Raw genomic sequence first — 8,505 nt, 5'->3', positions numbered from 1 at the left:
TGAACCTCAATGTGGCCAGTTCTACAGGTGTTCACTCCAAGCGTACGTAAAATACACTTTCGTGTCGTGATCCCTAGGAGAACTGCTCCAGGCCGAAATACATGAAAAGCAGGCCCGGTCGGTACGCTACCAGATGACCATTGCCCGGATGCCGCGGGCACAGGATGTCGAGGACTTTCAGTTCGCGGATACGCCCGTCAACGAAACCCTTGTCCGTGACCTGGCTCGGGGCGAATTCCTCGACCTCAAGCGTAATGTCGTGCTTGTGGGGGGCACAGGTACCGGCAAAACCCACCTGGCCACGGCCATTGGCCGGAGCTGCATCCGCACAGGTCGGCGTGGCCGGTTCTTCAACGTGGTGGACCTGGTCAACCGGCTTGAGGCTGACAGTCGGGCGGCAAGGGCGGGTCGGCTGGCCGAACAACTCGGCCGACTGGACTTTGTCATCCTCGACGAACTGGGATATCTGCCATTTGCCCAGTCTGGCGGACAGTTGCTGTTCCATATGATCAGCCGCCTTTATGAACAGACCTCGGTCATTGTCACCACGAACCTGTCCTTCGGTGAATGGGCCAGTGTATTCGCCGACGCCAAGATGACCACGGCACTGCTCGACCGTCTGACCCATCACTGCGACATCATCGAGACAGGGAACGAAAGCTGGCGGTTCAGGAACCGTAACTGAACCTCTCTCCAGATCCATACCTGCCCCGGCCTGTCTCCTTACGCCTACGGCTTCAGGAGACAGGCCGGGCCTTCAACAGGGGGTTAATATTGCATGCCGATCAGGGGTTATTTTTGAGTGCCGATTGACAGTCTGAGGCGGTAAAGGCCGAATAGGGTAGGTTGACGTTAACATGACATCCTTACGTGGTAGCAATATGCGTTTTTTCTAACACGTCAGAATGATCCGTCAAAGAAATCCAGTTTCTTTGACATGTCACTTTCTATTTCGGCTTCATATCTCTCCACAGACTATTCCTGCTCTGACGGAACAATGATGACACAAGATTTCTGAGTTTTTTCCTGACCTGAGGCCACTTTCTGGCAAGCTGCAATCCTGTCTCTGTTGACCTCAACCAGCTGGCTGTCCTCACGTACACGTTGCCAGCCTTCAGGATTGCTGACCGCCATCATCATGGCCCCAGAGTTCCAGCGATCTTTCTCCCCAACAATAAAAGATGCCACTCGCGTCCCGACAGAAGATGGCAAGAGATACGCCAGAACAGGAGACAACCCGGTCCCTGCAACCAGACAGGCCAGCCCTACCTTCAACACCCACCAGCTTTGCCGGTCCCGGGTGCGCGCCTGCCCGACAATGTCGGTCAGTTGCTGCCGCTCCACCTGAACCGCACGGATCGCGGTATGAAAGGCGGCCTGCATGTCCTGACTGACAGAAAGCCCTGCCTGGCGTACCCCCTGCCCGTAGGCCTGCGGTGTCATCTTCAGCGTCGGACTGGCCTCGATCGCCTTCATGCGCGCGCTCACGTCGTTCAGGGCCTTGACCAGTCTGGCCAGGTCCGGCGTGTAGTCAGGCGGCCGGTTGTCCCGCCATGCCTGGGGCAGCGCTTCCACGCTGCGCCGGAGCACCGTCATTTCGGCGCACAGATCCTCAAAGGCACGGGCTGCCGGATCCGTCTCGCTCATGATGGAACCATCCCCACATCCAGATTCAGTTTTCCGGCACGTCCAGACGATCATCATCCTGGCCAGCCTCTTGCGTTCCGGCCCTTTCCTGCTTTCCGAAAAGCAGCCGCCTTCGCCCTTCTTCCATTGCCAGGAGCGTAAGCCTGTTTGGCCGACTGTCTGAAGCCGCGTTCTGAATAGTCTGTCGCAATCTTTCCGCATTACGCGGACTACTCAGAAGATGCGCTGTCTCCTGACAAACGGCTTGTTCTTCTTCCTGCACAACATCCCTCCCCCGGTAGCCTGCCCCCCGATCAGGCAGCCCGTTCCAGCCCCAGATGTGTCACAAACGGATCAAAGTCCCGGTCACTGTAAAGAAGCCGATACCCGCTTACGATGCATCGTGTGGCAATCAGGGTATCAATGGTCTTCCGGATGGTGATGCCTCTGCCGCGCAGGTCACGAAAATATCGTGCCGCCTCGATCATGACATCACGTCCCCCGATCTCCACCAGATCCAGGGCACCAAGCATCCGCCGTGCCGTGTTGAAATCCCGCTCACTCGCAAATCCCTGGAGAACTTCCGTCATCATCAGATCCCCAATGGCGACAGGTTCTTCTCCCAGAAGCCGGTCTAGAACATCAACCTGTGGCGTCACCGTACCCCGGAAAAAATCGATCCAGACCGAGGAATCCACCAGGATCATGCGTCGGAACGCATGGCATCCAGATCACCCTGCCAGTCGAGCTTCCCCCGCAAGGTACGGAGTTCCCGCTGCTGCTTCAGCCTGATCAGCGTCCGCAACCCGAGTTCGACCGCTTCCTTCTTGGTTTTGACACCAGACGCCTTCAGCGCATCTGTCATGAGGGCATCGTCAATGATGATGTTTGTTCGCATGATGTGTATCTCCAATAGAAATCATACACATTAAATCATCCGCTCTCAAGCATGCCGCAGGACATCAGGTATCCTCCCACGGATTGAGAACCCGCACACCGGCCGCCTCGAAAGGAGACACGTCGCGGCTGGCCACGACATAACCCCGGGATGCAGCGGTTGCCGCAATATAGCCATCTGCCTTGCCAATCGCCCGACCTTCTGACCTGGCCCGCACCATCAGTTCGGCATAGGCCTGGGACGCCGCCAGATCGAACGACAGGACACGCCCCGCGAACAAGGGCAATACCTCCTGTTCCAGCCGCTCATGCAGTACAGAACGCCGCCGACCGGTCGGCATCGCCCCGATCCCGAAACGCAGTTCCGCCACCGTGACGGCAGACAGAAAAAGCGTCTCGATCGCCTGTTCATCAATCCAGATCAGAACACGCGGCTCCGGCACAGGCTTCCACGGCTCCGAGATCACATTGGTATCAAGCAGGATCATTCGAAGGACATCGGCTCAGCCGGGGTCTGATCCCGAACCTGCAAGGCCGCGACATCCTGTTCGCTCACACCCGCCTCACGACCGATGGCTGCCAGCAGCGATCCCAGCCGGACCCTCTGCTGCGGCCGGACGGCCGCTTCCAGAATGGTCCGGATCTCCGCTTCCGTACTGCGCCCATGCAGCACGGCCTGCGCCTTCAGCGCCCGATGCGTCTCTTCCGGCAGGTTGCGAATAACGACAGAGGACATGACAGGACTCCCCATTTCTCAAGATTGATATCATAAATATCATTTCGATATCTTTCCAGAAAAACCCTATATCCCCTCATCCAGATTCAGTTTTCCGGCACGTCCAGACGATCATCGTCCCTGATCTGCCCCTTTGTTCCGATCCGCTCCAGAAGAGCTTTGGCACGAGCAGGCGTGGTCCGTGTCGCCCGTGCGGAAAAATACCGTTCCGCTTCTGCCTGCCCACCCAGCCGGGCCGCGACAGCCGTCGCAACAAAAAGGTTCATGCTGACACCTGAAAGCGCCGCCTGACGCGTTGCGGCTTCCCGCATATCTTCCGGAAGCCGAAGCTGGATTTTACTGCTACTCATCCTCTCATCCTTCGCAAAAGAACACCTGGCCGCACTGCTGGAATACCGAACCGTGATACGGCCCGCTGCATGTCTTTCAGATTGAACGTGGCGATCGCATCCGCATTTCCGTTGATCGCTGTCTCAACCACAAGTTCATCATCACCGTGCGCACCTGTCGGTCGCCACCTGTAATCAAAAGAAACCGGGACGCAGCACCCTGCAAGTCCATCAAGAACCTCCAGAACTTCATCCCCCTGAACGCCCATTCGAAAAAGGTTTTCAGAACGACGCAACACCGCCTCGTATTCGACCAGGAGGGTCGTGGAGAGCAGCAGACTGAAATTCCTATCCAAGGCCCCCAGCAAAAGCTGCCGGGACGCTCCGTCCGGTGACATGAATCCCGAAAGAACAACATCCGTATCAAGAACAACGCGCATAGTGACATCATATATGACGTCACTGCTTAACGTAAATCAAAATCTCCTACATCCCCATATCCATATCCCGCCCCCTGGAACGCGACAGCGAGCGCGTGCGCTGCGGCTGCAATCCATGATCGAGCGTCGATCCCTTCCGGACGCCCAGTTCATGCCCCTTCTGCCGCAGGAGGGATTCAAGCTGCGCGTCCCGCTTCAGCTCCCTGAGCGCCACACCCTGCTGCTCGCGGCTCAGCCCGTCCCATACCTTCACGAACCGCGCCGCCCGCAACTCGGGGGAATGCCGCACCTTGTCCTCGTGTTCCAGCCCCTCGACCAGCCTGCGCGCCCGTGCCGGCCCTTCCAGCCCGTACAGGGCCTGCCGGATCTCCGGCTCATGCTTCACGGCGGTTTCCAGAGCGATCACCGCCCCGGGCCGTAGCCGTTCCAGGGCCGTGCTGGCGTCAAGCCATGCCTTCTTCTGGTGCTCCAGCACCGGCAGGTCCTGCTCCACCATGCGCCCGATATCCCGCACCGCCCGCGCATACTGCTCCACCGCCTGGTGGAGCGGATCACCACCCGGCACAAACCCGCCCAGTCCGGCCGGCACCTGCGCGCGCTGCACGCGCGGCAGCCGCAACCCGGCAAAAGGAGAGGCGGGAGCCTCACGCTCAACCCCACTTTCCCCCTTCCCGGCCCCGGCATCCATCCCGGCCGACACGTCTTTTTCCGCCGTCCGGCCACGCCCCCGCACGGACAGGTCCAGCCCGTCGAACATCCCGCGCTTCCGCTGTGCCGGTGCCGGATCCGGCGTACGGACAGCTTCGGTCTGCCTGTCCTTCCGGGGGCCAGAGGCAGCCTTGCCGCGCTCCACCACGATCTCGCTCTCGGGGACATGCAGCCCGCGTCGTCGCGCAAACCCGGCATCCCGATCCCGGACATGCAGGTAATCCAGCGTGGTATCCTTCAGCCGCTCGCGCGACAGCCGCCGCACCAGCCCGTCCCGGTCGCCCACGTCATCCCGGCCCCAATGGACGGACACGCTCTCCCGATGCCGCGACAGCGCCACATACGCCCCGTGCCGGTCCAGGCTCCCCGTCGCCAGCACATGCGCCCGGTCCACCGTCACACCCTGCGATTTGTGAATGGTGGCCGCATAGCCATGATCCAGCGCGTCATAATCAGCCACCGACACGGACACGACCCGGCCGCGCCCGGTACCACCCGGCCCGTCGAGCTGCACCGACAGCACGAGATCCCCGGCCTCGACCGACCCCGTGATGCCCCGCACCGTGCCCAGCGTGCCGTTCTTTACCCCCAGCGCCCGGTCATTGCGCAGGAAGTAGATACGCTCCCCGTCCGCGAACACCCGCTCGCCCTGGGCGGTCGGCACCAGCACATCATCACCCAGTTCACCCGCCTCCCGCCGGATCTCCCGCGCCGCTTCGTTCAGCGCCCGCACATCGACACGCCGATGCGCCAGCATGATCTGGCTTTCCTCTGGCGCGGCCTGACGCGCTTCATCCCATCCGGCCACCACCCCGGCCCGCGCCTCTTCCAGCGTGTCATGACCGCGCACCAGGCCAGCCGTCTCATAGCGCTCCAGCGCCCTATCCGTCCGCCCGGTCGCCAGCTCCTTCGTGGCCGCCTGCTGCCAGCCTTCACGCTGCCGGCGCACGGCGGTGATTTCCACAGACCCGACCCGCTCGGCCACCGCCCGGAACGCACCACCGGCTTCGATCGCCTGCAACTGCTCGGGATCACCTACCAGCACGACCTTGGCCCCGGCCCCGCGCGCGGCCGACAGCACCCGCTCCATCTGCTGCGATCCCACCATGCCGGCCTCATCCACCACCAGCACGTCCCCGCGCTCCAGCAGGTCGAACCCACGTTCCCACGCACGCTCCAGGGAGGCCAGCGTCCGGCTCTCGATCCCGGACCCGGATTCCAGCCCTTCCGCTGCAATCCCCGACAGCGCTGCCCCGCGCACCCGATACCCGGCCTCTTCCCATGCCGCGCGGGCGACACCCAGCATGGTGCTCTTCCCCGTCCCGGCATACCCGACCACCACGGACAGGTCGCGGGACTTCGTGACCTCGCCCACCGCCAGCGCCTGCTCGTCCCCAAGCCCGTCCCGCGCCATCGCCGCCCGACGCACCGCCAGCGGCACCGCATGCCCCTGGGACTGCCCCATCGCGAGCGATGCCTCTTCCAGGCGCTGCTCGACCCCGATCATCTCCCGTGTGGAGAACCGTTCCCGCCCATGACCGTCCTTCCCGAGGGCGACCAGCTCCGGACACGCCTCCACCCGAACCATGACAGCACTGAACTGCGCGGAATCCGCCGTATGCCGATCCACGAACCGCGCCAGGTCCTGGCGGGTGAATGTACTCTGCTGTCGGGTCAGCGCCTCCAGCGCCACATGCGGCTCGGCCAGCAACCTTTCCCCATTGCGCCGTGCGATCTCCAGATGGTCGGCAACCCGCTCACACGGTTCACCGCGCTCCGGCCGGCGTGACCCTGCGGGTCCGATCTTGTTCTGTGGCTCAAGGTCGATCCCCTGTGCGGCAAACGACCGATGGTCGATCCGCACATCCAGGTCCAGTTCAGCCAACCGTTCATTGGCGAGCGACGCCCACCGCTCCCGCCACGTCAGCAGCAGATCCCTGTCATTCCACGAACGCTCTTTCGCACCGAACCCGATGAAAGGCTGATTCTGCGCCAGCCCCAGACCTTCATGCCGGAGCCGTGCCGCCGCAATCAGTCGTGCCGTTCTTCCAGCCGCTGCAAGCGCTTCTCCAGCGTCGAGAGCTTCAGCAGGATGCCGCGCTGCGTCTCCCGGATCTCTGTCAGCAGACGGATCATGAGCTTGAGCGGATCGTCTTCCCCTTTCTGCTCCATCAGGTCCAGGATCCGGCGCGAAGTCGTATGCGCCCCTGCCGCTTCGTTCAGGATGCGGGATTCCGTTTCGTCTTCCATGCACAGCCTCTCCGGTTCTGACTTCGATCCGCCGCGTGGACAGCATCACATGCGCATGGGGCTTCGCCTGTCCGTCTTCGCCAATATCCCAATGCACATTGAGATCGGCCACCATGCCGCGTTCCACGAACTGCTCCCGCACAAAATCCCGTGCCAGCGCGATCCCCTGCGCCTGGGTCATTTCGCGCGGGATTGAAAACTCCACCTCGCGGGCAAGCTGGGCATCCTTGCGCTTCTCGATCGCCTCGACCTCGTTCCATAGGGTCGCACGATCAAGAAACCGTTCCGGTGCGCCATCGGGCAGCAGGATCTCGGAATGCACCACGCCGCTCTTGTTGGAAAAGTCATGGTCGCGATCCAGCCGCAAATCATGCAGGCGGGATGCCGCGCGATAGGCCGCTGCCGCCACGGCGCTCCGGCCGGTGGCGCGGCTGATGACCTTTGCATGCAGGTGATAGATCGCCATGAGCGCGATCCTATCACATCATTTAAGCGCACGTCATGAAATGACGTATAAGCGCGCACTCACATTTTACTGTGCCACAAGGGTTGATTGCTCTGGATGAGTGACGCGGTTCTCGCCTGTGTGATAGAGTATGGCACAGACCAGCAGGACAGAGGACCGGAAATGCGCAGGCCACGGGACATTGATGCGGAACTGAAGGCGCTTCAGGAAAAGACCAGGCAGCTTAAGGCGCAAAAAACCCTCCAGCTCGGTGAACTGGTCGAGGCGACGGGAGCCGATACCCTGTCCATCGAGGCGCTGGCCGGGGTGCTGCTTGCGGCTGTCGAACAGGCGGACGGCAAACCCGAAGCCGTCGCGAGGTGGACCGAACGGGGGACGGCGTTCTTTCAGGCCGGCGCAAAAAAGGGCGGCCGGAAAGGAACCGGAAACGATCAGGACGGATCTGCTGGCGCTTGAAAGACGGATCAGGAAGCAGGAAGCCCTGATCCATCGCCATCAGGCACGAAAGGCACGCACCGACATGCGCGACTGGGCGAAGGCGCGACGGGAACGCACCCATCATCTGATCGAACTGGGCGGCCTGGTCCAGAAGGCGGGACTGGTCGATCTGACCGATGATGACCGCGCCACCCTGCTCGGGGCCTTCCTGGACATTGCGGGGCAGCTTCGGGATGGCAAGAATACCGCTTCAGGCGACCTGAAAACACGCTGGAGGCGCGCGGGGCTTCATGCCTTCGACAGGGACCGGGAACATGACAGGACAACAGGCAGACGTGACCATGACTGACCACGAGACACGATCATCCGAAGCTGACACGCTGCGGGAGCTTACGACCCGGATTGTCACAGCTTATGTCAGCAGCAATACGGTTCCGGCGGATACCCTGCCAGGCCTCATCGCCACGGTGTTTCAGGCGCTTGGCGGTCCGGGACAGGCGACGACCGGAACACCGGATCTGGTGCCGGCCGTGCCTGTGAGATGGGGTGGTTGCCGTCCTCCCCGCACGGCATCGCAATGTGCCAGAATGGTCGTTGGAAGAAACGACTGCGCGA

Annotated in this window: 11 protein-coding genes and 1 pseudogene; 4 read left to right on the top strand and 8 right to left on the bottom strand. The window is 61.8% G+C overall.

The window, feature by feature from the left end; translation table 11 throughout:
• Positions 1-73 precede the first annotated feature (73 nt).
• Positions 74-685: pseudogene (gene istB, locus DV027_RS16625) on the top strand (IS21-like element helper ATPase IstB); the annotation flags it as partial.
• A gap of 290 nt (positions 686-975) precedes the next feature.
• On the opposite strand, the gene DV027_RS16620 reads toward istB, so the two are convergent.
• The 8 genes from DV027_RS16620 to traA all read right to left on the bottom strand — a co-directional run bounded on the left by DV027_RS16620 (position 976) and on the right by traA (position 7,452).
• Positions 976-1,647 carry a DUF6118 family protein gene (locus tag DV027_RS16620; protein WP_130732940.1) on the bottom strand — a complete coding sequence of 224 codons (672 nt, stop codon included), beginning with the start codon at positions 1,645-1,647 and terminating at the stop codon, positions 976-978.
• Between the two features lie 293 nt (positions 1,648-1,940).
• Positions 1,941-2,333 carry a type II toxin-antitoxin system VapC family toxin gene (gene vapC, locus DV027_RS16615; protein WP_007396299.1) on the bottom strand — a complete coding sequence of 131 codons (393 nt, stop codon included), beginning with the start codon at positions 2,331-2,333 and terminating at the stop codon, positions 1,941-1,943.
• On the bottom strand, positions 2,330-2,524 hold the full coding sequence (locus DV027_RS16610) for a type II toxin-antitoxin system VapB family antitoxin (RefSeq protein WP_010512461.1): 195 nt from the start codon (positions 2,522-2,524) through the stop codon (positions 2,330-2,332). Before DV027_RS16610 ends, vapC begins: the two co-directional genes overlap by 4 nt.
• Before the next feature lie 64 nt (positions 2,525-2,588).
• A complete protein-coding gene (locus DV027_RS16605; RefSeq protein ID WP_010517484.1) occupies positions 2,589-3,011 on the bottom strand; it encodes a type II toxin-antitoxin system VapC family toxin in 423 nt (140 codons plus the stop codon).
• Positions 3,008-3,259 (bottom strand): FitA-like ribbon-helix-helix domain-containing protein, encoded by a 252-nt coding sequence (locus tag DV027_RS16600; protein WP_010517485.1) that lies wholly within the window; start codon positions 3,257-3,259, stop codon positions 3,008-3,010. Before DV027_RS16600 ends, DV027_RS16605 begins: the two co-directional genes overlap by 4 nt.
• A gap of 86 nt (positions 3,260-3,345) precedes the next feature.
• A complete protein-coding gene (locus tag DV027_RS16595) occupies positions 3,346-3,525 on the bottom strand; it encodes a toxin-antitoxin system HicB family antitoxin (RefSeq protein WP_240471409.1) in 180 nt (59 codons plus the stop codon).
• Positions 3,526-3,605: 80 nt separating this feature from the next.
• Positions 3,606-4,028, bottom strand: a complete 423-nt coding sequence (locus DV027_RS16590; protein ID WP_010517487.1) for a putative toxin-antitoxin system toxin component, PIN family — start codon at positions 4,026-4,028, stop codon at positions 3,606-3,608.
• 46 nt (positions 4,029-4,074) lie between these two features.
• The gene (gene traA, locus DV027_RS16585; protein WP_130732939.1) at positions 4,075-7,452 is read right to left on the bottom strand and encodes a Ti-type conjugative transfer relaxase TraA; all 3,378 of its coding nucleotides are present in this window, start codon (positions 7,450-7,452) and stop codon (positions 4,075-4,077) included.
• Positions 7,453-7,548: 96 nt separating this feature from the next.
• On the opposite strand from traA, the gene DV027_RS16580 reads away from it, so the two are divergent.
• The 3 genes from DV027_RS16580 to DV027_RS16570 form a co-directional block, all read left to right on the top strand.
• Positions 7,549-7,908 (top strand): conjugal transfer protein TraD, encoded by a 360-nt coding sequence (locus DV027_RS16580; RefSeq protein ID WP_207303533.1) that lies wholly within the window; start codon positions 7,549-7,551, stop codon positions 7,906-7,908.
• Positions 7,909-7,972: 64 nt separating this feature from the next.
• A complete protein-coding gene (locus DV027_RS16575; RefSeq protein WP_130732938.1) occupies positions 7,973-8,239 on the top strand; it encodes a conjugal transfer protein TraD in 267 nt (88 codons plus the stop codon).
• A partial coding sequence (locus tag DV027_RS16570; protein WP_242621984.1) for a MucR family transcriptional regulator occupies positions 8,232-8,505 on the top strand: 274 nt, incomplete at its 3' end. The genes DV027_RS16575 and DV027_RS16570, both read left to right, overlap by 8 nt.

This window comes from Komagataeibacter xylinus (assembly GCF_004302915.1).
Taxonomy (GTDB): Bacteria; Pseudomonadota; Alphaproteobacteria; order Acetobacterales; family Acetobacteraceae; genus Komagataeibacter; species Komagataeibacter xylinus_C.
This window is presented reverse-complemented; position numbering and strand designations above follow the sequence as displayed.

What these genes read in the sequence shown, in the direction of transcription:
- DV027_RS16620 (WP_130732940.1), bottom strand. Translation starts at nt 1,647, where the DNA reads ATGAGCGAGACGGATCCGGCAGCCCGTGCCTTTGAGGATCTGTGCGCC.
- vapC (WP_007396299.1), bottom strand. Translation starts at nt 2,333, where the DNA reads ATGATCCTGGTGGATTCCTCGGTCTGGATCGATTTTTTCCGGGGTACG.
- DV027_RS16610 (WP_010512461.1), bottom strand. Translation starts at nt 2,524, where the DNA reads ATGCGAACAAACATCATCATTGACGATGCCCTCATGACAGATGCGCTG.
- DV027_RS16605 (WP_010517484.1), bottom strand. Translation starts at nt 3,011, where the DNA reads ATGATCCTGCTTGATACCAATGTGATCTCGGAGCCGTGGAAGCCTGTG.
- DV027_RS16600 (WP_010517485.1), bottom strand. Translation starts at nt 3,259, where the DNA reads ATGTCCTCTGTCGTTATTCGCAACCTGCCGGAAGAGACGCATCGGGCG.
- DV027_RS16595 (WP_240471409.1), bottom strand. Translation starts at nt 3,525, where the DNA reads ATGAACCTTTTTGTTGCGACGGCTGTCGCGGCCCGGCTGGGTGGGCAG.
- DV027_RS16590 (WP_010517487.1), bottom strand. Translation starts at nt 4,028, where the DNA reads ATGCGCGTTGTTCTTGATACGGATGTTGTTCTTTCGGGATTCATGTCA.
- traA (WP_130732939.1), bottom strand. Translation starts at nt 7,452, where the DNA reads ATGGCGATCTATCACCTGCATGCAAAGGTCATCAGCCGCGCCACCGGC.
- DV027_RS16580 (WP_207303533.1), top strand. Translation starts at nt 7,549, where the DNA reads ATGAGTGACGCGGTTCTCGCCTGTGTGATAGAGTATGGCACAGACCAG.
- DV027_RS16575 (WP_130732938.1), top strand. Translation starts at nt 7,973, where the DNA reads ATGCGCGACTGGGCGAAGGCGCGACGGGAACGCACCCATCATCTGATC.